The following is a 24,010-nucleotide window of genomic DNA, read 5'->3' as shown; positions in this document are numbered from 1 at the left end:
TTAAAACACACATTTTCAGACAATTGCAAGGTTAAAAATCTTATTTAATTGGTGTAATGTGCCTGACTTTAACAGGGTTCATTTCATGACTATTAGCTGTACCAATGTTAATAATCTGACCCGCATCTACATCATCCTGCGTGACCAAGTAGGTGCCAATTAGTGTACATGAAATTTCTGGGGACAAAATAGTACACGGTGTCGTCTCTTCATTAAATGAAATGATTAGACCATCTACAACTACATTCGTCAAAGGTTCGGTATTAGTATTGGTTAATATAACCATATAGGTCAATACATCATTTAAAGTTATTGTTCCTGAATTGTCTTTATCTGCATTGCGAGTAAGAGACATTTCAACTAACAGGTTCGTTATTTCTATGATAGTTATTTGATAGTCCTCTACTTCTCCCCAAGCATTGGCTCCTAAGCTATCAGAATGTTCCCCAATTCTAAAACGAGCAAAAGTTGATTCAGTAATTATTGCATCTCCAGGTACGTTAACCGAATGGTTAGTTGTACCACTCGTTGTAATAAACTTGCTTGTGATAATTTGTTCATCTACATCATCAAAGTCACCATCTCCATTCCAATCGATCCAGGCATTCAAAAACCCAAAACCACTATCATGTATGGTTATTTCAACAGGTATATCAACTGTGGCTCCTTGTATAAGAGACGGAAATGTAACTCCATCTTCGTCATTAATGCCCTTATGATCTCCATCAGCCAATACTGATCCTTGATAGTCAGTTTCTGGATCAACAGTACTCCCAAAGTGGATGTATTGTGTATATACACCATTTGCCTTATAAATTTTAATATCATGAGAGGCTTCTCCATAACTTACTGGAGCATCTCCATAATCCTCTGCTAATACATAGGTGAATGAACTTACTGAATCATCCTCTGTAGCTTGAATCCCATTAGCATATGGTGGTGGTTGAAGATTTACATTAAACCCGTTTGAAGCTCTCGAAAGAAGTGTATTCTTTATTACTTTATATGAGAGGGTTATATCTCCAGATGTACTTTCTGAAATTTCCTGGTTTTGAACCCCTCTATAAGTAGTAATACCTGCATCATAAGTCCAATTAAAATAACTAAGCCATGTACCTCCCATTGCTGCCAAAGGATCTATATCGTCCGGAATCCCATTAGAAAGGGTTATTATCAATGTCATTTCCTGATTAGTGACAAGTGGAAGTGAGCTACTTCCTGAATTTCCTACATTGAACAAAAGTTCGCCTGTACCATTAAATTCTACTGGTAACAGTGGAGCTGGGGAAATAATTCCCTGATTCACATATGGGTTATACTTCTGCGCACTTGTAAACAAGCTTGTAAAAATAAAACACAATAATAGGATTGCTCTTTTCATATTAATCTAGGGTATTAAATATTCTGTTGGTAGATTTAAAATAGCTCTGGTTAATGCTGTCTGACTAACCACCTACCATGTCTTTATTTCTTCTTATCTTATTATTCTGCCATAAGTAGTTTTACTGTATACTGCTGTCCATCTTTCTTGTTGGTTACTCGAAGGAAATACGGTCCTGAAGGAAGATGACTTTTCGAAAGCTCTTTAACACCTCCATTACCCAATTGTACCTCCATAGAACCACTATATAAAAGCCTTCCTAATAGGTCCATCAACTCCAATTGATAACTTCCTATAACAGATATATTTACGTAGTATCTGTCTATAGCTGGGTTTGGATACACCAATATATTTGTAGGTCCTAAAGTTTCTAATCTATCTTTTGCTACAGGCAATATTATAGCATCTGAGAAATATTGATCTTTAATGTTTACTTGATAGTCTTCTACTTCTCCCCATGTATTTACACCTGTTGGACCACTAACGTTTCCTATTCTAAAACGAGCGAAAGTAGGAGCCGTTGTAATTGCCGTTTCTGGTATTGAAACAGACAAATCGTAAGTCCCACTACTGAAAACTGCTTGTGGTGCTAGAACATTTTCTCCCGAATCTGTGAAATCTCCATCTCCATTCCAGTCGAACCAGGCATTTAATACTCCAAAGCTCACGTCCTGAACCGTAACTACAACCGGAATACTAACCGTACTCCCAGCTGTTAATAATGGAAAAGTAACTCCATCTTCATCATCCCCATTTTTATCATCACCCTCTGCCTTAGTTGAAGGTTGAGCTTCTGATTCTTGATCAACAGAACTCCCTAGGTATATGTATTGTGTATATAAACCACCTGTTTTGTATGTATTAATGTCATGAGAAGCATTACCATAACTTACTGGAGCATCACCATAATCCATTGCCAATACATAAGTGTATGAACTAACAAAATCATCCTGGGTCGTATTGGAAGCACTTGCATAAGAAGGTACTTGCATACTAACACTAACCCCATTAGCTATTACAGACAAAGGAGTGTTCCTCTTAACCCTATATCCCACCGTGATAGCCCCTTGTCCATAGCCCCGTATCGTTCTTTTTTGAACGCCTGTATAAGTTGTTGTATAGGGATCATAGGTCCATTTAAACATATTTACCCATGAACCCTGCAGTGCTGCCAATGGATTACTTTTATTCGGAACACCATTGAATAACCTAATCTCCAATATCACCTTATCGGGACTTGTAAGGTTATATACAAGTGGGCTACTGCCCGTGTTACCTATTTTAAATGAGATTTCACCTTCGCCGTCAAACTCCACTGGTAATAATGGTGATGGGCTTATAATACCCTGACTAACATAGGGGTTCCAATTCTGCGCTTGTGCTAATAGACACACAAATAGTAAACAAATAATTAATACTGCTTTTTTCATCTTAATATCTTTTATTATTCAATAAAATAATTTAAACTTTCTGCATCAACGTTATTGCCGATATTTTCTTCTCCTCCACTATATTCATTAATTTGGGAAGTAATCGTAAAGACTCCTGCTGTTTGGCCTGGATCCCATATGGCATTGAATCCAAAATAGGAGAAACCACCTTCTGTAATAACCGTTCCTATTGTTGTCGTTAAAATATGAGAATTTGCATCCTCTGAATAATCCCAATCTGAATTATTTAATTCTGTACCACCAAGCATTTCAAGCCCAGGCTGATAAGGACCATCTAACACCCAACGAGTGTCTTTTGGTATCTTGACGATAATCACTCCATTGGTATTCTCCACATTTAATTCTGTAATCCTAACAGTTATATAAAAATTTGTTTGTCCCTGCATCACATTCGGTGCAACACTAATAATTGGTGTCACATCCGATATTCCTCTCGCTAGAGTTGTTAAATAAATAGTAGCATTATCACAAGCATTATCAACATCATTATCACAAGCTGTGTATGGGACATATACTGCGCCTTCAAAGCCTGAATGTGCCACATAAGTATATGTTCCATCCGTATTTAAGGTTAGGGTTCCTGCTTCTATAAACATTCCAGGGTTATTTGGATCTGTTCCATAAATTATAGTTGGAGTTCCTAATGTTAAAGGTCCGTAACTACCATCTGTAGCTGTTGGAGCGGTAGCACTATTTACATCTGGTGTACCTGTACTGCCGTCTGGATCTATATCATTTGATAATACGTTAGCCGATAAAGTATCTCCAGCATTTCCGATATTTGCATCATCTTCTGCTGTCATCTCATTTACCGTTCGATCACTAACCACTACCATAATGGTAGCATCATCGCACAAGGGTGTTGGAGTGGTATCATCACACACCGTATAACCTAACAGTGTAGTTTCTCCAGTAAAGCTTGATTCTGGATCAAAGGTTACAACTCCTGTTGTTGGATTTACCGTATACATTCCTTCATTTGGTACAGTAACGACCAGGCAATCACCATCTACTGTACTGGTGCAAATCGCTCCAGGTATTGTACTTGGATCTAAACTTACCGTAGTAGGATCTATCATACCATCTGGATCAGTATCATTATCTAATATATTAATAGCTACATTAATGTTTGGTTCTGTTGTTGCATTATCATCTTGTACGGATGGCGCGAAATCTCCATTGGAAAATGGTCCTATAACAGTGATCACTACTCTAGCTGTAGCACATGACGCTGGAATTCCAGTATCACAAACCTCATATATAAAGATATCTTCGCCTATAAAACTTGTGTTTGGTGTGTAGGTATATGTTCCATCTGAGTTTAATACTACGGTTCCATTAACGGGTCCACTTACTGGTGTGGTACTTACTATTAAGATATCTCCCACAGGACCATTGTCATTGGTTACTACATTACCATCTACTGAAATGTTTACTAGTGTTTGGTTAATGTCATCTTCTGCATCTAGTAAAGTAGTTACTTCCAAACTTGTAGATGAGTTGTCATTTGAACTATTAGCATTCCCTTGAGAAGCATTTAGTGGAGCAGGTGAAGGACAACCTCCGCACAATAAAGGGTTTTCAGCAGAGATATATACAATGTTTCCTAAAATTCCATTTGCATCACTCACCGTATTACCTCTTACAGTAAGCAAAATATGTCCAACATCAAAAGAACTAAAACTTCCACTTGAATTTGTTAATTTTATTGTGTTTGCAGAACCAGTTGTTAAACTCGATTGATTCCAACGCATGTCACTTCCTGAATCAATTCCTATAATTTCAGCATTTGCGCCAACACTAATAGTAACTTGTAATGAATTTTCAACTATAGTTCCGTTACCATAATTACCTACATTAGCACTCAAAATACCCATAGAACCTTGCGTCACACTTGGTGGCGTCATTATAATTCCAATTCCAGGGTCTGCGTTGTTTTGTGAATATCCTTTCGGTATAAACATAAATACAGTAAAAAACAGTATTATTAATTTATTTAGAGGATTCATGTTTTTATTGTTTAGTGTTAACATTTTTTTAGAGGATTGCCTATAATTATTGAGCTTGAACAACAATGTTGTAAGTGTCACTATTGTTATTACTATCTGATCCTGATCCCTCTACAATTGTAACTGTAATAGGTTGATAAGTTTGAGAAGGCACATTTGAATTACGCTCAATATTAAAACCAATACGTGAAAATAAATTTGATCCAATAACAACACCTGGTTTTAATGTCATTGTTATAAATGAGACATCTTCACTTAGTACCCAATCAATATTATTAACTGGAATACCGCCATCTACATTAGAATTGCCAGTAAAATCATTATAGGTAATAGAAAACCCGTCTGGTTTTGAGAGTTTAACAACTACTTCCCCAACCGATGGTCCGCCTATAATTTCAGAAACATTTACAACAAAATCTCTTGCATCACCTTCAGATAAAAAGACAAAAGAATCAATATTCATAGATGGAGTAAAGTCTGCTAATGCTTCAGTTGCATCTGATATACCATTACCATTCGTGTCTGTTATTGTTCCTGACGTCTCATCTGACTCGTCTGCATCTGAAATACCATCACCATCTGTATCTGTATCTATTGGATCGGGTACTAATGGATCTGTTCCTGTTGCGATTTCATCTGCATCACTTATTCCATCATTATCATCATCCGTATCATAAATATCTGGAATACCATCTCCATCTGTATCTATTTGTGAATCAGAACATCCGTTTACATCTACTGGCTCACCAGCGGGTGTATTAGGACAGTTGTCAGCATCATTTGGAACACCATCATTATCATCATCTAATTGTGACTCAGAACATCCGTTTACATCTACTGGTTCACCAGCAGGGGTATTAGGACAGTTGTCGACATCATTGAAAACACCATCATTATCATCATCTAATTGTGACTCAGAACATCCGTTTACATCTACTGGTTCACCAGCAGGGGTATTAGGACAGTTGTCGACATCATTGAAAACACCATCATTATCATCATCTAATTGTGATTCAGAACATCCGTTTGCATCTACTGGCTCACCAGCGGGTGTATTGGGACAGTTGTCAGCATCATTGAAAACACCATCGCCATCATCATCTAATTGTGATTCAGAACATCCGTTTACATCTACTGGTTCACCAGCAGGGGTATTAGGACAGTTATCAGCATCATTGAAAACACCATCGCCATCATCATCCAATTGTGATTCAGAACATCCGTCTAAATCTACTGGTTCACCAGCAGGGGTATTAGGACAATTGTCAACATCATTGAAAACACCGTCATTATCATCATCTAATTGTGATTCAGAACATCCGTCTACATCTACTGGTTCACCAGCAGGAGTATTAGGACAGTTATCAGCATCATTGAAAACACCATCATTATCATCATCTAATTGTGATTCAGAACATCCGTCTACATCTACTGGTTCACCAGCGGGTGTATTAGGACAGTTGTCAGCATCATTTGGAACACCATCATTATCATCATCTAATTGTGACTCAGAACATCCGTTTACATCTACTGGTTCACCAGCAGGGGTATTAGGACAGTTGTCGACATCATTGAAAACACCATCATTATCATCATCTAATTGTGACTCAGAACATCCGTTTACATCTACTGGTTCACCAGCGGGTGTATTGGAACAGTTATCAACATCATTGAAAACACCATCATTATCATCATCTAATTGTGATTCAGAACATCCGTCTACATCTACTGGTTCACCAGCAGGAGTATTAGGACAGTTATCAGCATCATTAAAAACACCATCGCCATCATCATCTAATTGTGATTCAGAACATCCGTCTACATCTACTGGTTCACCAGCAGGGGTATTAGGACAGTTGTCATCATTATTTAAAACACCATCATTGTCATCATCTGCTTGTAAGGCAGAACATCCGTCTAGATCTACTGTTTCACCAGCAGGAGTAAGAGGACAGATATCACAAACATCACCAACACCATCACCATCTTCATCTGCTTGATCTGCATTAGGAATATCTGGACAGTTGTCATCAGCATCAATCACACCGTCACCATCTGTGTCGGTACCCAATACGGTTGTTATAGTAGAATCGTCATTGTCATTTGCTGTACCCGAAGTATCGGTTATGCTAAGTGAATCCGGATCTTGACCTGCAGCAGTGGCCGAGTTGGTTACACTACCTGCATCAACATCAGCTTGAGTAATAGTATAGGTTCCTGTGATAGTTTCGTCAACAACACCGATGTCCAAAGTAGCAATTGGGTTTCCAGTAATCGTCAACCCTGGCATTGGATCCGTGACAGTAATATTAGTTAAAGCCACAGGCCCTATATTGGTTAACGCAAAAGTATAAGTGATCACATCCCCTACTATTCCCGTTCCTCCAACGCTGGATGTTTTTACCAAGCCGAAAGCTGGATTCGGTTGCAAAGGCGTAGAAGTAATACATTCTGGATTATCATAAAGTATCCCTGTATCAGTATTTACTGCACCAGATATAGAAAACTGTCCACCAGCTAGAAACACACCTGCTCCTGAATTAGATGCTCCTATATTAGCAAAGAAATACCCTGACACTATAGAAGAAGCCCCTATATTAACTGCACCAGCGGCAACACCAGCTCCACCAAGCCAAAAAATATTACAACGCTTCGCTCCATTAATTAAAACCATATTTGTATTTGCCGCTACAGAAATTGCACCACCAAACCTTAAAACAAATATTGAATCCGGATTACCTTGCGCGTCAAGAACAATAGTTCCTGCTACAGACCCTGCTGTCGTTATTTCATAAACCCCAGGAACAATAAATTCATTAAAGAAATTAGCAGTATGAAGCGGGAGATCTATCGGCCTCCCCGTGTTGTCGTTTGTTATTGTAGGTTCCAAAAGCATAAGTGCATCATAAGCATCATCTAAATCATCTGCCGCTTGTTGTGTAACTGGATTTATCGTCTCCACAGTTCCGATATGAACTCCACCTCCGTAACCAGATACTGCGTTTGTATTTGAGCCAATATTTCCATTAACTCCAGATATACCTGTATTACCAACAGCACCATTTTTAGCAAAAAGTGCAAAGTCCGCAACAGTTCCTAAAACATCTACAGCAGCAGCAGGATCACAGCCCGATTCACAAAATACTGGAATGGTACTGGTACAAGGAGGTGGGATTGCGTTAGCACCAAGCCCTAAAGTTATTGCTCCAGCCATACTAAACATTCTTCCTTCAAGTTCAGCACCTGCAGCAAGACCAATAGCACCTCCCTTTGAAACTAAGGTCCCTTTTAAAATAGCACCTGCCGCAGCAGTAATAGCGCCATTAGCAAGAAAAAACACATTACAAGACTGTGCTCCACCAGTTAAAATCATATTTGTAGTGCCCGTCGCTGTCAAGGCTCCGTTAATTTTAATTACAAAAAAAGCATCCGGATTTCCTCCTCCATCAAGAGTAAAGTTTCCTCCTATAGATGCAGCGCTAGCTATGTAATAAACTCCTGGGTCAAGAATTTCGCCAGTCCCAAAAGTCGCGGCATGAGGGGAGTCAGTTCCTAGGTCAAGAGGGTTAGGAACATCAACAGGAAGATCATTAAGATGAATATACAACCTAAGTAAATCAAATTGAGCCTGCTGAGTTGCAGCATTCATACTGTATATGTTACCTTCATAAGCTGGATAAGAAACTGGATCAAATCCGTTAGCAACTCCTAAATTTGAGCCAACATCTCCGATAACGGTTCCGCTTGAATTTGTTATGTCTCCTGAGCCAGTATAAGCTTCAAAAGAGGTAAGTATACCTAAATTAACTGTTTGGCTAAAACTTATACTTGAAAAAAATAATAGTGCGATAGTTGTTAAACTGAAAAGTAATTTTTTGTTCATAGTTAATAATTGTAAAAGGTTTATTCAGTAATCTTGTTAATACTTATAAGATGTTTACTCTATTGAAAATTTTATACACTTTTTCTAATTTTTTCGTGATTTTTATACAATTTTTTAAATTATAAACTATATACATTTATAAAGCCTTAATTGATTCCCTTACTATTATCTGCCAATTAAAAGGTCAACGAGTACTTTTTCGTTAATTATTAGCTAATTGTTTCCTAATTAATAGTGCTCATTTCGAAATATTATAGTAAAAATATAATAATCATAAAAGCACTACTAGAGTATTAGCTGAATGAACAATATGTATCGTTCAAACTTACTTTTAGGTAGGTTTCCTCCTATAGATAAAGTGCTAGCTATGTAATAAACTCCCGGGTCAAGAATTTCGCCAGTCCCAAAACTCAGTCGAAAACCAATCCTGGTTATCGACAAACTCTATTTAGACTCTTTGAGTACGATTTATTATAAGAATCTATAAATAAATTCATTATAAGAACTACATAATTCATACTGTTCTTAATTTTCATTAAATTCAACATAAAAAAATTGTTAAAATGAAAATACTTCCTTTGTTTATTTTATTATTCTTAGTTTCTTGTAGTAATGATATTGATCGAACACTTCCCTCTCAAAATAATGATGAAAACACAAATAATGAAAACGCAATTAATATTCTATTCATTGGTAATAGTTTAACTCTTTTTAATAGCGGTATTGATTTTCATGTTCAAAAATTTTATGAAGCAGGTAACCCTGATGTAATTGTAGAAACTAGCTCTGTATCTGTTTCAGGAGCCTCATTAAAAGAGCATTTAATGTCAGGTATTACAGTAGGAAGTATTAATAGTAAAGATTGAGATTATATTATTTTACAAGAAAATGGAGTCATTGCATCTATAAATCCTGAAGAAACAATAGAATCTATACTTGCATTTAAGGAAGAAATACCAACATTTACTTCTGTTTATTTATTTATAACATGGGCTTATGAAGGGCAACCTGAAAAGACCGAACAATTAGCTTCAGTGTACAATGAAGCTTCTGACATAACAAACTATAAGGTAATTCCAGTTGGCTAAGGTTGGCGAGATTTTACGAATGAAAATAACGGAGTTGAACTTCTTCATCCAGATGGCATTCATCCTAGTGTTTCAGGAACTTATTTTGCTTCATCTATGATTTTTTCAATTCTATCAAATCAAAATATTTCTCAAATTCAATACACAGGTGGATTACCTGATTATACCACTCAATTAATTAAACAATCTGTACTAGAATCGATTCAATTATATTATTAATAGTTTATTTGCATGAATTTTAATAAAAAGAAAAGACTACTTCTTATACTTAGAAATAGATTTTAAAATCTCTTTTCTTTTAATCTTCTCGGTTTCAGTATAAGGAAATTTTGAAAAGGAATAAATTCTTTTAGGACGCTCATACGACTCTAAATTTAAAAATACTTCAGCGTAATTGGGGAGCTCAATCTTATCTTTGTTTTCAACTATTATAATGATTCTTTCACCTAATTCATTATCTTTTTCTGAAGAAATAATAAAAGGTAAATCTATATGTGGAGCAAGTTTCTCCTCAATTTGTTCTGGATTCATTTTAATACCTCCACTATTAATTATATTATCATATCGTCCAAGCCATTTAAATGTGGTTTCAGACGTTAATTTAACAATATCATTAGTTATTACTCTTGAACCTGAAATATTAGGAGCATCTATCTCCAAACAACCTCTTTCATCTTGTGATAATTTTACATTAGGAAGTGCTGTAAATTCTTCAGATTTAGCTAAACCATTAATCCTTTTCACGGCAATATGAGTAACTGTTTCAGTCATTCCGTAGGTAGCAAAAGCCTCTGTAAATACCTTTTGAAGTTTTTCATTTAATTCATTCGAAATATCTCCTCCTCCAATGATCAATTTTCCCACTTTTTCTAATGCATGAATTGAATGATGTACTTGATATGGTACCATTGCTGCGAAATCATACTTATTATCGTATTGGGTTAATGCATCTTTTTCTGGAGCTACAACATGTAAATCCCATCCAAGAATCATAGCTCTTACCAACATCATCTTTCCAGCAATATATTTGGGTGGTAAACATAAAAGTGCTGATGTTCCAGATCCTAATTTAAAAAACATACCTGTAGCGTTTGCACTATTTACCATGAACTCTTTACGAATTGTAATACTTTTCGGTATTCCTGTAGAACCAGAAGTTGTTACCGTAATTGTTTCAGTGTCATCAAACCATTTTTGAATAAACTTCCCAATATCAATTTCATGAGGGGCACCTTCTTTGACTAGACTTTTTGCGAAATCTAACAACTCCATTTTATTATAATGCAAGCCATTAAATTTAAAAACTGGATGTAACGGTTGTGAGCTTGTTTTCAAAATGAGATTAATTAGTAGAATCTACCGGTTCAATTTTAGGTGGTGGTTGAACTTTACCCAACAATTTTTCAGACCAATTGGTCCATTTATATTTCCAGGCCATAATAGCTATTAAGATAGGGTAAAATACAACAACAGGTATAATTACCTCAATACCAGTTGTAGGTTCAGAAATATCTGATAAAATTGAATTGGTTTGAAAGACAGTCCAATCTGCCGTTACTAATAAAACTGCTATAAGGTTATTTCCGGCATGAAATCCTAATGCTAATTCCATTCCTTCATCCATGAGCGTAATAATACCAAGAAATAAACCAGTCCCTATATAATAAATCATTACAATATTACCCAGCCTCTCTACTTCTGGATTAAAAAAGTGTAGGCCTCCAAAGATCAAAGAAGTGATTAATAATGGAACCCATTTGTTACGAGCAAGTACTCCAATTCCTTGCATTAAATAACCACGGAAAAAATATTCTTCAAAACTAGTTTGTATAGGAATAAATACAATCGCTATTAATGCCATAATAAGAAATGGAACTACTTCAAATTGAAATACATAATTTTCTGGATTCGAATTATAATCTAATAATGTAAAAGCGATAGAAATTATAGCAATCAGTCCAAAACCAAAACCTATTCTCCCCCAATCTATTTTCTTTCTTGACGTTGTTAATTGTTTAAATGATTGATTATGTAGAAATTTAACAGCAAAAAGTAACACGATAAAACCACCAATAAATGTAGTGAGCATTAAAAATAAATACAAATTACTTTTGGCAGGATATAAAGAAGCAAAGCCCGTTAAACTAGCCTCCATAAATTCTTCTAAGCTAACAGCTTTTAAAAACGATACTATTGAAAGCGGTACAACACCTATAAATTGCCATCCTACTAAAAATATTAATAGGGTTCCTACTAAATACCTCCAAGGTTCATGCTTCCAATTAAATGCTTGTGCTATATACATAGTTAATTATTAAGGTTTTTTAAATCCCATTTCTTGTTAGTATGATACCTTAAAGCTCCGTTACAAACTTCTAAAGGGGAAGGTATATTATTTGTAAACAGACTACCTGTTCCTAAACCCTGAGGCAATGTACTATTTTTTGTAAAGGTATATTGTGAAATAGCATTTAAGCCCACATTACTTTCTAAAGCTGAAGTGATCCACCAACCAATATTTTTAGTTTCAGCTTGTGATATCCAGCTGTCAGCACCTTTAAAACCAGCTATTAATGTAGGTTTTAATATAATATATTGAGGGTTAATTAAATGTAACAACTCCTTCTTTTTTTCTTCTGAATAAATCCCAATCAATTCTTCGTCTAATGCAATATCTAAGGGAGAATTTTCACACAAATGAGCCATTTCTGTCCATTGCCCTTGTTTAATAGGTTGTTCGATAGAATGCAATTGATGGTCTGAAAGTCTCTTCAGTTTTTCTAATGCTTCAGAAGGTGAGAAAGCTCCGTTTGCATCTACTCGCAATTCTAAATCGGAAGCTGAAAACTCTTTTCGTATTGAATGAAGAATATCCAATTCAGTTGAAAAATCAATGGCACCAATTTTCATTTTTATACAATGAAATCCTAGTGTTATTTTTTCAAGAATTTGCTCCTTCATAAATCGCTTGTCTCCCATCCAAATTAATCCATTTATAGGAATCTCTTGTTCATTTTGAGTAAATTCAGAAGGAAATAATTCAAAAGTAGTATTCGCTTCTAATGATTTAAAAGCCATTTCCACTCCAATTTGAATGGCTGGAAACTCAATTAATTTATGGTATAAGTCTTCCTCTCCTAATTGAATATTATTACAAACCCATTTTAATTTTTCTTCAAAATCTGGGCGATCATCAATACTTAATCCACGAAACATTCCACATTCTCCAATACCAATTTTGTTATCGTTTTTCAACAATAAAAACCATGTTTCTTTTTGCTTTAAGACACCACGAGAAGTCCCACTAGGAGTTTTAAAATTTAGAATATATTTTTGGAAGGACGCTTTCAATTTAAAGTTCTAAAAATTCTCCAATCTCTAATAACATAAGATCTTTTTCAGCATCATAAAATTTTCGTTTAGCAACTTCATGATCTATTTCAATAAAACCAAATGTATCATAATGAACTCCTAATACTTTATCACATTCCACAAAATCACTAGCTAAAATCGCATCATCAATACCCATCGTAAAATTATCTCCAATCGGTAATATTGCTAGATCTAATTTTGTAGTGAGTGGAATTAATTTCATATCCATAGTTAAAGCGGTATCTCCTGCTATATATATATTTTTATGTTCTCCTTCTATTACAAAACCTCCTGGTTGTCCTCCATTACTTCCGTCTGCAAATGAACTTGTATGAATTGCATTCACATATTTTACTTTCCCAAAATCGAATTGCCAGCTTCCCCCATGATTCATAGGGTGAACATCAATTCCTTTCGCTTGATAATACATTGCAATTTCATAATTACTTATAATTTTTGCACCTGTATTTTTTGCGATGGCTTCAGCATCTAACACATGATCTTCATGTGCATGGGTTAGTAATATATAATCTGCTTTTAGAGATAAAACATCTACTTTATCCTTAGAAAATGGGTTCCCTGAAATAAAAGGATCGACAAGAATGTGTTTACCAGAAACATCTATTGCTAACGTATTTTGACCGTAAAAAGTGATTTTCATGTGCTTATATTATAATCTTTAAATTTTAATGCAAATAGCTAAATAATAGGGCGAAAGCAAAAGTACTTAATGCTACTTTCTTTAATTCTGAATCTAATAGAATTGGGTTCTCATTTTTATACACTGTCCTTATATTTAAAATTATAGGTGTAAATGACAACAGGTAAATAAATTGTAACGGGGCATGATAATGTGAGAGTGTATATATAATAGCGCAAAGCATTCCTCCTATTAATAATGTAAAATGATATTTTTTTGCGAATGCCATTCCGTAGAGAACAACTAATGTATTTTTTGAATGTTTTTTATCATTTTCTATATCTCGCATATTATTCAGGTTTAATACCGCTATACTGAAAAACCCTATAGTTATAGCGGGAAGCAATATGTCTAAAAAAATATCTTGTGTAAATAAATAATAACTACCTAATACGCTTAATAATCCGAAAAATAAAAATACAAAAACATCCCCAAATCCAGAATAACCGTATGGCTTTTTACCTACCGTATAAGTTATAGCTGCAACCACTGAAAGTGTTCCTAATCCAAAAAACACAATAGACATTAATACATCTTTACTTCCTAATGCTGTGTAAATTAAAAGAAGAGCAATCAATAGGGTGATAATCGTTGTGGCAATCATTCCTTTTTTCATGCTATGTGCAGAAATTAAACCAGAAGCTACTACTCTTTTTTCTCCTTGACGATCATCATCGGTTCCTTTAATACCGTCTCCATAATCGTTAGCAAAATTTGAAAGTATTTGAAATCCAATAGTGGTTAATATCGCTAACCAAAATGTGGTCGATTCATATAACCCTAAAACACAGATTGCTGAATCAGTACTTAAAACATCAGCTTTAGAATTGCAAAAAAAATTATATCCTAAGGAAGCTCCCACAATAATACCCGAAACAGATAAGGGTAATGTTCGTAATCGAGCTGCAGCAATCCAAGCTTTTATAGTATTCATTTTGGAGGTTTGATATACAAAAATACGTTTAAAAATTGTTTTGTATTTTTATTCACTTCAAAAAAATAAAAAATATACACAAAACTATGAACACAAATTTAGGATTACTTTTATTACGTTTAGGATTTTCTGGAATGATGCTTACGCATGGAGTTCCAAAGCTATTACAATTGATTCAAGGAGATATGGGGTTTCCAGACCCTCTTGGAATTGGTAGTGGATTTACATTAATACTTACTGTGATCGGCGAAGCCATTTGCCCTATCTTAATTATTCTAGGGATTAAAACAAGATGGATGGCAATTCCTCCTGCGATTACAATGCTGGTTGCTGCATTTATTGTTCATGGTAGTGATCCTATTGGCAAAAAAGAATTAGCGCTACTTTATGCTTTTGCATTTATTGCTATTGCATTATTTGGTGGCGGTAAATTTGCTTTAAGAAAATAACGCTAGAACATAAAAAACCGCTTATCAATGATAAGCGGTTTTTTTTTTACATAACTATGGTAGCTAAACTAGCTTTTTTGAAAAATATTAGTTGCCTGCAACTATATATTAGTTCATTATTTTAACAATAAGTTCTTTTAATAAATCTGCTTGTGAAATACTTGCTACACCAACCCCTTTACTTTTAACATCTATTTCTCGAATAGAGGCAATAATAGTACTCACTTTTTTCATGGGGTAATTTGTTGAAGCAACTTCATATTCCTTAATAAAATAAGGACTCACTCCTAAAGCCTTAGGTGCTTCAGACTTGTTAGTAAGTGCATGGTATTTTAATATTTTTGAAAAGAAACTATACATTAAAGCGATGGTCATCACTAAAGGATGATTTTTTTGGTTTTGAGCAAAGTATTGGATGATACCAAAAGCTTTTTTAAAATCTCTTTTACTGATGGCACTTTGTAATTCGAAATTATTATAATCTTTACTAATCCCAATATTTTCTTCAATAATCTGAGGAGTTATTTGTGCTCCTTTTGCGATGATCAATTGTAATTTTTCTAATTCATTATTGATTTTCCCTAAATCATTTCCAAGAAATTCTAAAAGCATCTGCGAAGCTTTTGGAGTAATTGTATACCCTCTTCCTGATAAAACCCTTCGTATCCAATCTGGCACTTTATTATCGTATAACTTCTTGCTTTCGAACACTACTCCATTTTTATTAATGGCTTTAATAAGTTTTTTACGCTTATCTAAACTTTTATATTTATAGCAGAGTACTAAAACGGTAGAAGGTTGTGGGTTTTCTACATAGGAAAGTAAATTTTCTATGGTTCGAGATAAATCTTGCGCTTCTTTTACGATGACCACTTGTTTTTCTGCCATCATTGGAAATCGTTTTGCAGTACTTACAATTTCATCAATGGCAACATCACGGCCGTAAAGGATTGTTTGATTAAACCCTTTTTCTTCTTCAGTTAAAATGGACTTTTCAATAAAATCTGAAATAGCATCAATATAATAAGCTTCTTCTCCCATTAAAAAATAAACGGGTTTTATAGCTCCTTTCTTAATACTTTCTACAATGTGTTTTGCTTTTTCTAAAGGCACAAATTTCTATTGAATAATTAATGGATTATAGTTACTTTGCCGTATGCAAGAATTACATTTTTCTTCCTATACTTTCAGATTCAAAAGTAACGAAAATAAAACGTTGATTTTTGATATTGTTCGAAAAAAATTCGTGCTTTTAACACCCGAAGAATGGGTGAGACAACATGTATTGCATTTATTGATTTCTGAAAAAGGCTATCCTTTATTGCATATTAATGTAGAAAAGCAAATAAAACTCAATGATACTATTAAAAGATATGATATCGTGGTTTATAATTCCGATGGAAGTATTCATATTATAGTTGAATGTAAAGCTCCCGCTATAAAAATAGATCAGAAAACTTTTGATCAAATCGCACGTTATAATTTTGTTTTACATGCTAGTTATTTAATGACGACTAATGGTTTAGACCATTATTATTGCGAAATGGATTTTAAAAATGAAAAATATACATTCTTAAAAGACATTCCTGAATATGCTCCACAATTAAAATAAACCTGTTTCTTTGTATAAATGAAACGAACATTAATAAATATTAAAAGTATATTTAAAATTTTTAATGTGAGAATGAGTGAAACGAGTGGTTACACACGTTCTCAATTTTATAATTAGATTAATACAAAATAATTATTAAAATTTAAACGTGTGAAAGTCGCAATTGTAATATTAAACTGGAATGGAAAAAGCTTATTAGAGCAATTTCTACCTTCAATTATAAATTATTCTTCAAATGAAGCAGCTATTTATATTGCAGATAATGCGTCTACAGATGATTCGGTTATATTTGTAAAAAACAACTTTCCTTCTGTACATATACTTCAGAATAAAGAAAACGGAGGCTATGCAAAAGGCTATAATGATGCTTTAAAAAATCTTACTGAAGATTTATATGTGCTATTAAATAGTGATGTCGAAGTAACTGAAAATTGGTTATCCCCCATTATAAAAGCATTCCAAAACAATCCAAAATTAGTTGCTGCTCAACCAAAAATATTAGATTATAAAGACAAATCTCATTTTGAATATGCTGGAGCTGCTGGAGGGTTTATTGATAAATTAGGCTATCCATATTGCCGTGGAAGGATTTTTAATACTACTGAAAAGGATACAGGGCAATTTAATGATAACCACCCTATATTTTGGGCATCGGGTGCTTGTTTAATTGTTAAATCATCCTCCTTTTGGGAGTCTGGTGCCCTAGATGAAACCTATTTTACACACCAAGAAGAAATTGATCTATGTTGGAGAATGAAAGCAAATGGCAGTGAAATTTATTGTATTGGTTCATCTAAGGTATATCATATAGGTGGCGCTACACTTTCAGCCTCTAATCCAAAGAAAACATTTTATAATTTTAGAAATTCATTACTCACGTTACTCAAAAACCACAAAGGCTCGAGTGTTTGGGTTTTATTATTTATACGATTAATACTTGATGGTATTGCTGGGGTTCAATTTATATTTCAAGGAAAAATTAAACATTGCCTTGCAATAATTCATGCTCATTTCAGTTTTTACCGTTTGCTTCCTTTTTATTTAAAGAAAAGAAAAGTGCATGCAAGTACGATTAAATATTATGCTATTAAATCGATTGTATGGAATTATTTTATTCTGAAAAAACGTACCTTTAACAATAATTACTAATTAAAACCTAAATTATTCTTAATAGCATTTTTTATCTGCTATAAGTTTTAATATTTTTGTATAACTAAACTATATTCATTATGAAAAAAATACTCATCCTAGCAACCTGCTTTGGTTTCATTTTCACCTCGTGTGTTTCTAAAAAAGAATTTGCTGAATTAGAAGCAAGGTATAAAACAAAATCAGATTTATTAAATACCTGTACGGTAAAATTAAACTCTTGTGAAAGTGATAAATCACTTGCTGAGGCTCGTGCTAATTCTCTAGAAAAACGATTAGCTGAGCTAAAAAAAGATAAAGAAGATTTAATAATAAGTTCTAAGGATTTAACAATGTTAACGAAACTAGGAGCTTCTAACCTTGAAAAATCTTTGGAAAGCTTAAAAGAAAAAGACCTTAAAATAAGTCGTTTACAGGACGCTCTTACCAAAAAAGATAGTGTAACCCTTGCTTTAGTATCCAGCTTGAAAAAAGAAGTGGGTCTAGATGATGAAGACATTGAGATTAATGTTGAAAAAGGGGTGGTATTTATCTCTTTAAGTGATAAAGTGTTATTTAAAAGCGGAAGCTATAACCTATCTTCAAGAGCAAATGAAATTCTAGGAAAAGTAGCTACTGTTATTAATGGTAAACCAAACTTCGAAGCCCTAGTAGAAGGACATACAGACAACGACCCTTTCAAGAAAGGTGTTTTAATTGACAATTGGGATTTAAGTGCAAAGCGTTCTACTGCTGTAGTTCGTAAATTAGTGGAACTTGGTGCTAGTCCTGCTCAGTTAATTGCTGCGGGAAGAAGTGAATTTGTACCTTTAGTACCTAATGACAGTGCTGATAACAAGTCTACAAACAGAAGAACAAAGATTTATATTTTACCTAAAATTGATCAATTCTATGAAATGATTGAAACTGAAATGAAAACTCTTTCAACAGAAGAAGGTAACTAATAGTATTTATACTAGTGTAAACAAAAAACCCAGCATAAAGCTGGGTTTTTTTATATTTTTAATTCTGTATTAAATTTCTAGACTCCCTTTTCCTTCTCTTATTAGCTCAGGTTCGTCACCACAAAGACTAATCACTGTTGAAGGCACATTATCACCATAGCCTCCATCGATAACAATATCAACTAACTTATCCCACTTCTCATAAATAAGTTCTGGATCTGTAGTATATTCAATAATTTCATCTTCATCATAAATAGATGTAGAAACTATAGGGTTTCCAAGTTCTGTAACTATAGCTCTAGCTATCGAATTATCTGGAACTCGAATCCCAACCTCTTTTTTATTTTTAAATACTTTAGGTAAATTATTATTTCCAGGTAAAATAAAGGTATAAGGCCCCGGCAATGCTCTTTTTAATATTTTAAATGAAGAAGTGTTTATTTGCTTTACAAATTCAGATAAATTACTCAGATCCTTACATACAAATGAAAAATTAGCTTTTTCTAACTTAACTCCTTTAATTCGGGCTACTTTTTCAAGAGCTTTCTTATTTGTAATATCACAGCCTAAAGCATATACAGTATCGCTAGGATATATTATTAAGCCTCCTTTTCTTACTACTTCAGCGATATATTTAATATGCTTACTGTTTGGATTCTCTTCGTAAATTTTAATAAATTCTGCCATGAATTTGTGAAATTTAAAGGACTGTTATTTAAGTGATAAAATTAATTATATTTTATAAAATAAACACAAATAATCATTACAATAACATAAAAACAGATTAATTACGTTTCATGATAAAACAAATTGACATGAAAAAGCATTTAAAGTATTTATTGATTCTCCTTCTATTTGTACCGATTATTAATTCTTGTTCCCCTGATGATTCAAATTCAGACGATATAAACACGGTGCCTTTAGAAGAATCTATATTGTTAAATGTTTCTTATGGTACTAATTCGCAACAAGTTTATGATATTTATTTACCTGCAAATCGAACTTCAGAAAAAACAAAAGTAATCGCACTAGTGCATGGAGGTGGTTGGACAAGTGGTGATAAATCTGATATGGATGATTTTATCGATCTTATAAAATTTAATCATCCCGATCATGCCATCGTAAATATCAATTATATACTAGCTGTACCATTTTCGATTCCAGCATTTCCTAATCAATTTATAGATTTAGAGTCTGCGATCTCTCAACTTACTAACTTAAAAGATGAGTATCAGATCCTGCCTGAATTTGGCTTAATTGGAACTAGTGCAGGAGCTCACCTCTCACTTATGTATGATTATTTATACGATTCAAATGATCAAGTAAAAATGGTTTGTGATATTGTAGGTCCAACAGACTTTACTGATCCCTTTTATGCAGACGATCCATTATTTGAAATTTTAGTAGGAGCTTTAATAGATGAAAGTGCATACCCACCACAATCAAATTATGCAGAAATTACTAGCCCTCTTTTTCATGTTTCTGGTTTTAGCAGCCCTACTATATTATTTTATGGTAGTGATGATCCATTAGTTCCTATAACTAATGGAAATAATTTAGACATGGCACTTACAAATAATTCAGTAACCCATAGCTACACAACATATCAAGGAGGTCATGGAGGTTGGAGTGATGAAAGCTTAAACAACTTAACAGAACAATTAATTAGTTTTATTAACACTCATCTACCCATAAATTAATTTTGATTTGATTTGATTTATTAAATTTAAAATATGAATTTTCAATAGGATGTAGGATAAATATTACATATATTTACACTTAAACCTATTTATATGTTCTTAATCTACAAAAAGTCCGTGTTACTATTAAGTATTTGCTTCCTGTTTTCATGTTTTCCTGAACAAATAGAGAAAAATTTACAGGGCAACGACTCTGAATTAGTTATTATTGAAAATATAACGATATTAAATAGCAGATCTGTTACCATACAAGATCTTAGCTATGGAGAAAATTCTCAACAAACTTTTGATATTTATTTACCTGATGAAAGATCAAGCAACACTACAAAAGTAATTGTGTTAATTCATGGCGGAAGCTGGATTAGTGGTGACAAAAGTGCTATGGAAGATTTAATTCCAATCTTGCAAAATGCAAACCCACATCATGCTATTGTTAATATGAACTATGTACTTTCTAATGATAACACACATGCATTTCCAAATCAGTTTTATAACATTAGTACTCTTTTAGATGAGCTTTGCACTAGAAGTACAGAGTTTCAAATTAACCCTGAGTTTGCTCTTATTGGTAGAAGTGCTGGAGGTCATTTAGCCTTAATGTACGATTCTGTTTATGACGAATTAGACCGAGTTAAGATGGTTTGTACACTATCTGGACCAACTGATTTCACAAACTCATTTTACACTGACAAACCAAATTTTGAAAGTTTATTTGACAAATTAGTCGATGTAGATGCATATCCTCCAAACCAAAATTTGGTTAGAAAATTAAGCCCGGCTCTTCGTGTAAACTGGGATACAAGTCCTACAATAATTTTTCATGGTAAAGAGGATAATATTGTTCCTGTAGCGAATGCAAAAAAACTTAAAAGAAAATTGAAAAAGAAAGATATTCCAAAACGACTATTTCGTTTTGACGGCGAAGGTCATGGAAACTGGAGTGAAGAAACCATGGAATTTGTTGACCTTAAATTAAATAGATTTATCGCAAATCATTTTTCTATTTAGGATATTACATTCAATTTAGCAAAACGAAGCAACAATTTTTTTAATCCACCATTTTCAAATTTAATTTCGGCTTTAGTGTCTGCACCGTTGCCTTCAATTTTTACAATGGTGCCTTTTCCGAAGCGGACATGTTCTACTAATGTTCCTTCGATAAGATTAAGTTCTTCTGCATTGAAATTTTTATCACTAGCGCTTGTGGCAGGTCTCATTTTTCTCAATTTTCTCAATTGAGATTCGGAAGGACCTGCAGGTGGTGTCCCCGATTTTGGTTTATTGGACCTCAACTTACTTTTATCTACCTCACCAAAAATATCGGAATCTAACAATGTTTTATATCTACCCTCTGTTTTGGGAGTTAAGTATTCTAAATAAACTTCATCAATTTCTTCTATAAAACGACTCGGTTCTGCATCAATTAATTTTCCCCAACGGTACCGTGTTTGTGCATAGGTTAAAAAGGCTTGTTTTTCTGCTCTTGTTACAGCAACATAAAACAAACGACGTTCTTCTTCTAATTCACTTCGGGTATTCATACTCATTCCACTAGGAAATAAATCTTCTTCCATCCCAACAACATATACGTATGGAAATTCTAGTCCTTTTGCTAAATGAATGGTCATTAAAGCAACTTTATCTTCATCTCCCTTATCATTATCCAAATCGGTTGCAAGTGCAACATCTTCTAGAAACTCAGAAAGAGCACCTGTGGTATCAGCGATTTCTTTTTGTTCTTCAACAAAATCACGCATTCCGTTGAGTAGTTCTTCAATATTTTCAATTCTTGCGATTCCTTCAGGAGTTCCATCTTTTTTTAAGTCTGTAAGTAATCCTGTTTTCTTTGCTACATGTTCTGCTATCTGAAATGCATCATAACCTTCATTTAATACCTGAAAGCTTTGAATCATGATTGCAAAATCTTGAAGCTTCGTTCGAGCACCTGCATTTATTTTAATCTCAACTTTATCTAAATTTTGAATCACTTCAAAAATCGAACGATTGTATTGGTTCGCAATAACTATCAGTCGTTCCATGGTAGTTTGCCCTATTCCACGTGCTGGATAATTTATAACACGTTTTAAGGCTTCTTCATCTTTTGGATTTAAAATAAGCCTTAAATAAGCAATAACATCTTTAATTTCTTTACGCTGATAAAAACTTAGTCCGCCATAAATTCTGTAAGGTATATCACGTTTTCTTAACGCATCTTCAATAGCTCTTGATTGTGCATTGGTGCGATATAACACAGCAAAATCTCCATTAGAAATCTGATTATTCATTCTAATTTCAAAAATAGACCCGGCTACGAAACGTCCTTCATCTCCATCGGTCATACTACGATTTACCTTAATCTTAGCTCCCTCAGCATTTGCAGTCCAAACCACTTTTTCGATCCGAGTTTTATTTTTTTCAATAATACTGTTCGCTGCGTTTACTATATTTTTTGTTGAACGATAATTTTGTTCTAAGCGGTAGATTTTTACATCGTCATAATCTTTCTGAAAGTTTAAAATATTATTAATATTCGCTCCTCTAAAGGCATAAATACTTTGGGCATCATCTCCAACTACACATATATTATGAAAACGATCACTTAATGCTTTAATAATTAAATACTGACTATGATTTGTATCTTGATACTCATCAACCAAGATATATCTGAAACGATTTTGGTATTTTGCTAACACATCTGGGAAGCGCGTTAAAAGTTCGTTTGTTTTTAATAAAAGATCATCAAAATCCATGGCGCCCGCCTTAAAACAACGGTCTACATATCCTTTATAAATATCTCCCATTCTAGGAAGTTTTGCCATTGCATCTGCTTCAACTAATTCGGGATTATTAAAATAAGCCTTCACTGTTATTAAGCTATTCTTATAGGAAGATATTCTAGAGTATACTTGTTTATACTTATAAATATCTTTATCAAGATGCATTTCTTTAATAATTGCTCGTATAACACTTTGAGAATCTTGCGTATCATAAATCGTAAAATTGGAAGGATATCCCAATCGATCTGCTTCAAAACGCAATATTTTTGCAAAGACACTATGAAAAGTACCCATCCAAATATTTTTTGCTTCACTACTACCTACGATTTCAGCAATACGTTTTTTCATTTCACGTGCTGCCTTATTCGTAAATGTTAATGCTAATATGCTAAAAGGATCTATACCTTGTGACATAAGGTATGCAATTCGATAGGTCAGTACTCTTGTTTTACCTGAGCCAGCTCCTGCAATAACAATCAATGCTCCGTCTTTATGTAGAACAGGAGCGAGTTGGGCTTCGTTTAATTGTTTTAAATATTCTTGCAATGTATTTATTAGTAG

19 protein-coding genes are annotated in these 24,010 nt (G+C 33.8%); 7 read left to right on the top strand and 12 right to left on the bottom strand.

The genetic code is table 11. From position 1 onward, the window contains the following. Nucleotides 1-40: 40 nt before the first annotated feature. The 4 genes from ABXT64_RS10715 to ABXT64_RS10700 all read right to left on the bottom strand — a co-directional run bounded on the left by ABXT64_RS10715 (nucleotide 41) and on the right by ABXT64_RS10700 (nucleotide 8,724). Entirely contained in the window at nucleotides 41-1,381 is a 1,341-nt protein-coding gene (locus tag ABXT64_RS10715) for a GEVED domain-containing protein (RefSeq protein WP_443632926.1), read from the bottom strand. 101 nt (nucleotides 1,382-1,482) lie between these two features. Beyond that, nucleotides 1,483-2,811, bottom strand: coding sequence for a GEVED domain-containing protein (locus ABXT64_RS10710; protein WP_443632925.1), 1,329 nt, complete (start codon nucleotides 2,809-2,811; stop codon nucleotides 1,483-1,485). A 14-nt stretch (nucleotides 2,812-2,825) separates the two neighbouring features. After that, nucleotides 2,826-4,841: an Ig-like domain-containing protein gene (locus ABXT64_RS10705; protein ID WP_443632924.1), complete on the bottom strand. Its 2,016-nt coding sequence runs from the start codon at nucleotides 4,839-4,841 to the stop codon at nucleotides 2,826-2,828. Nucleotides 4,842-4,887: 46 nt separating this feature from the next. Continuing rightward, on the bottom strand, nucleotides 4,888-8,724 hold the full coding sequence (locus tag ABXT64_RS10700) for a thrombospondin type 3 repeat-containing protein (RefSeq protein WP_443632923.1): 3,837 nt from the start codon (nucleotides 8,722-8,724) through the stop codon (nucleotides 4,888-4,890). A gap of 563 nt (nucleotides 8,725-9,287) precedes the next feature. Between ABXT64_RS10700 and ABXT64_RS10695 the strand changes: the two genes are divergently transcribed. Next, entirely contained in the window at nucleotides 9,288-9,590 is a 303-nt protein-coding gene (locus tag ABXT64_RS10695; RefSeq protein WP_443632922.1) for a hypothetical protein, read from the top strand. Nucleotides 9,591-10,067: 477 nt separating this feature from the next. On the opposite strand, the gene ABXT64_RS10690 is transcribed toward ABXT64_RS10695, so the two are convergent. The 5 genes from ABXT64_RS10690 to menA are packed head-to-tail and all read right to left on the bottom strand — an operon-like array spanning nucleotide 10,068 to nucleotide 14,818. Next, nucleotides 10,068-11,147, bottom strand: coding sequence for an AMP-binding protein (locus ABXT64_RS10690; protein ID WP_443632921.1), 1,080 nt, complete (start codon nucleotides 11,145-11,147; stop codon nucleotides 10,068-10,070). Between the two features lie 7 nt (nucleotides 11,148-11,154). Beyond that, entirely contained in the window at nucleotides 11,155-12,117 is a 963-nt protein-coding gene (locus ABXT64_RS10685) for a lysostaphin resistance A-like protein (protein ID WP_443632920.1), read from the bottom strand. Between the two features lie 2 nt (nucleotides 12,118-12,119). Further along, nucleotides 12,120-13,163, bottom strand: coding sequence for an o-succinylbenzoate synthase (locus ABXT64_RS10680; RefSeq protein ID WP_443632919.1), 1,044 nt, complete (start codon nucleotides 13,161-13,163; stop codon nucleotides 12,120-12,122). Between the two features lies 1 nt (nucleotide 13,164). Then, nucleotides 13,165-13,845: a metal-dependent hydrolase gene (locus ABXT64_RS10675; protein WP_443632918.1), complete on the bottom strand. Its 681-nt coding sequence runs from the start codon at nucleotides 13,843-13,845 to the stop codon at nucleotides 13,165-13,167. 25 nt (nucleotides 13,846-13,870) lie between these two features. Beyond that, a complete protein-coding gene (gene menA / locus ABXT64_RS10670; protein ID WP_443632917.1) occupies nucleotides 13,871-14,818 on the bottom strand; it encodes a 1,4-dihydroxy-2-naphthoate octaprenyltransferase in 948 nt (315 codons plus the stop codon). An 86-nt stretch (nucleotides 14,819-14,904) separates the two neighbouring features. Here menA and ABXT64_RS10665 point away from each other — a divergent pair, with 86 nt between their 5' ends. Further along, entirely contained in the window at nucleotides 14,905-15,267 is a 363-nt protein-coding gene (locus tag ABXT64_RS10665) for a DoxX family protein (RefSeq protein WP_443632916.1), read from the top strand. 108 nt (nucleotides 15,268-15,375) lie between these two features. Here the strand turns inward: ABXT64_RS10665 and holA are convergent, their stop codons facing one another. Further along, nucleotides 15,376-16,380, bottom strand: a complete 1,005-nt coding sequence (holA, locus tag ABXT64_RS10660) for a DNA polymerase III subunit delta (RefSeq protein ID WP_443632915.1) — start codon at nucleotides 16,378-16,380, stop codon at nucleotides 15,376-15,378. Nucleotides 16,381-16,423: 43 nt separating this feature from the next. On the opposite strand from holA, the gene ABXT64_RS10655 reads away from it, so the two are divergent. The 3 genes from ABXT64_RS10655 (at nucleotide 16,424) to ABXT64_RS10645 (ending at nucleotide 18,972) form a co-directional block, all read left to right on the top strand. After that, nucleotides 16,424-16,879: a type I restriction enzyme HsdR N-terminal domain-containing protein gene (locus tag ABXT64_RS10655; RefSeq protein WP_443632914.1), complete on the top strand. Its 456-nt coding sequence runs from the start codon at nucleotides 16,424-16,426 to the stop codon at nucleotides 16,877-16,879. Nucleotides 16,880-17,029: 150 nt separating this feature from the next. Next, complete coding sequence (locus ABXT64_RS10650) at nucleotides 17,030-18,028, top strand: glycosyltransferase family 2 protein (RefSeq protein WP_443632913.1); 999 nt, start codon at nucleotides 17,030-17,032, stop codon at nucleotides 18,026-18,028. An 80-nt stretch (nucleotides 18,029-18,108) separates the two neighbouring features. Further along, nucleotides 18,109-18,972: an OmpA/MotB family protein gene (locus ABXT64_RS10645; RefSeq protein ID WP_443632912.1), complete on the top strand. Its 864-nt coding sequence runs from the start codon at nucleotides 18,109-18,111 to the stop codon at nucleotides 18,970-18,972. A 69-nt stretch (nucleotides 18,973-19,041) separates the two neighbouring features. On the opposite strand, the gene ABXT64_RS10640 is transcribed toward ABXT64_RS10645, so the two are convergent. After that, complete coding sequence (locus ABXT64_RS10640) at nucleotides 19,042-19,659, bottom strand: L-threonylcarbamoyladenylate synthase (RefSeq protein WP_443632911.1); 618 nt, start codon at nucleotides 19,657-19,659, stop codon at nucleotides 19,042-19,044. Nucleotides 19,660-19,787: 128 nt separating this feature from the next. Here ABXT64_RS10640 and ABXT64_RS10635 point away from each other — a divergent pair, with 128 nt between their 5' ends. Then, nucleotides 19,788-20,672: an alpha/beta hydrolase fold domain-containing protein gene (locus tag ABXT64_RS10635; protein ID WP_443632910.1), complete on the top strand. Its 885-nt coding sequence runs from the start codon at nucleotides 19,788-19,790 to the stop codon at nucleotides 20,670-20,672. Between the two features lie 93 nt (nucleotides 20,673-20,765). Next, complete coding sequence (locus tag ABXT64_RS10630) at nucleotides 20,766-21,680, top strand: prolyl oligopeptidase family serine peptidase (protein ID WP_443632909.1); 915 nt, start codon at nucleotides 20,766-20,768, stop codon at nucleotides 21,678-21,680. Here the strand turns inward: ABXT64_RS10630 and ABXT64_RS10625 are convergent. Then, entirely contained in the window at nucleotides 21,677-23,995 is a 2,319-nt protein-coding gene (locus ABXT64_RS10625) for an ATP-dependent helicase (RefSeq protein WP_443632908.1), read from the bottom strand. The genes ABXT64_RS10630 and ABXT64_RS10625 overlap by 4 nt on opposite strands. Nucleotides 23,996-24,010: the final 15 nt, after the last annotated feature.

This window comes from Candidatus Marifrigoribacter sp. Uisw_064 (assembly GCF_047730175.1).
In the GTDB taxonomy this organism is placed as follows: Bacteria; Bacteroidota; Bacteroidia; order Flavobacteriales; family Flavobacteriaceae; genus Marifrigoribacter.
The sequence above is the reverse complement of the archived record's forward strand: the minus strand, read 5'-3'. Positions and strand labels throughout refer to the sequence as shown.

What these genes read in the sequence shown, in the direction of transcription:
- ABXT64_RS10715 (WP_443632926.1), bottom strand. Translation starts at nt 1,381, where the DNA reads ATGAAAAGAGCAATCCTATTATTGTGTTTTATTTTTACAAGCTTGTTT.
- ABXT64_RS10710 (WP_443632925.1), bottom strand. Translation starts at nt 2,811, where the DNA reads ATGAAAAAAGCAGTATTAATTATTTGTTTACTATTTGTGTGTCTATTA.
- ABXT64_RS10705 (WP_443632924.1), bottom strand. Translation starts at nt 4,841, where the DNA reads ATGAATCCTCTAAATAAATTAATAATACTGTTTTTTACTGTATTTATG.
- ABXT64_RS10700 (WP_443632923.1), bottom strand. Translation starts at nt 8,724, where the DNA reads ATGAACAAAAAATTACTTTTCAGTTTAACAACTATCGCACTATTATTT.
- ABXT64_RS10695 (WP_443632922.1), top strand. Translation starts at nt 9,288, where the DNA reads ATGAAAATACTTCCTTTGTTTATTTTATTATTCTTAGTTTCTTGTAGT.
- ABXT64_RS10685 (WP_443632920.1), bottom strand. Translation starts at nt 12,117, where the DNA reads ATGTATATAGCACAAGCATTTAATTGGAAGCATGAACCTTGGAGGTAT.
- ABXT64_RS10675 (WP_443632918.1), bottom strand. Translation starts at nt 13,845, where the DNA reads ATGAAAATCACTTTTTACGGTCAAAATACGTTAGCAATAGATGTTTCT.
- menA (WP_443632917.1), bottom strand. Translation starts at nt 14,818, where the DNA reads ATGAATACTATAAAAGCTTGGATTGCTGCAGCTCGATTACGAACATTA.
- ABXT64_RS10665 (WP_443632916.1), top strand. Translation starts at nt 14,905, where the DNA reads ATGAACACAAATTTAGGATTACTTTTATTACGTTTAGGATTTTCTGGA.
- ABXT64_RS10655 (WP_443632914.1), top strand. Translation starts at nt 16,424, where the DNA reads ATGCAAGAATTACATTTTTCTTCCTATACTTTCAGATTCAAAAGTAAC.
- ABXT64_RS10645 (WP_443632912.1), top strand. Translation starts at nt 18,109, where the DNA reads ATGAAAAAAATACTCATCCTAGCAACCTGCTTTGGTTTCATTTTCACC.
- ABXT64_RS10640 (WP_443632911.1), bottom strand. Translation starts at nt 19,659, where the DNA reads ATGGCAGAATTTATTAAAATTTACGAAGAGAATCCAAACAGTAAGCAT.
- ABXT64_RS10635 (WP_443632910.1), top strand. Translation starts at nt 19,788, where the DNA reads ATGAAAAAGCATTTAAAGTATTTATTGATTCTCCTTCTATTTGTACCG.
- ABXT64_RS10630 (WP_443632909.1), top strand. Translation starts at nt 20,766, where the DNA reads ATGTTCTTAATCTACAAAAAGTCCGTGTTACTATTAAGTATTTGCTTC.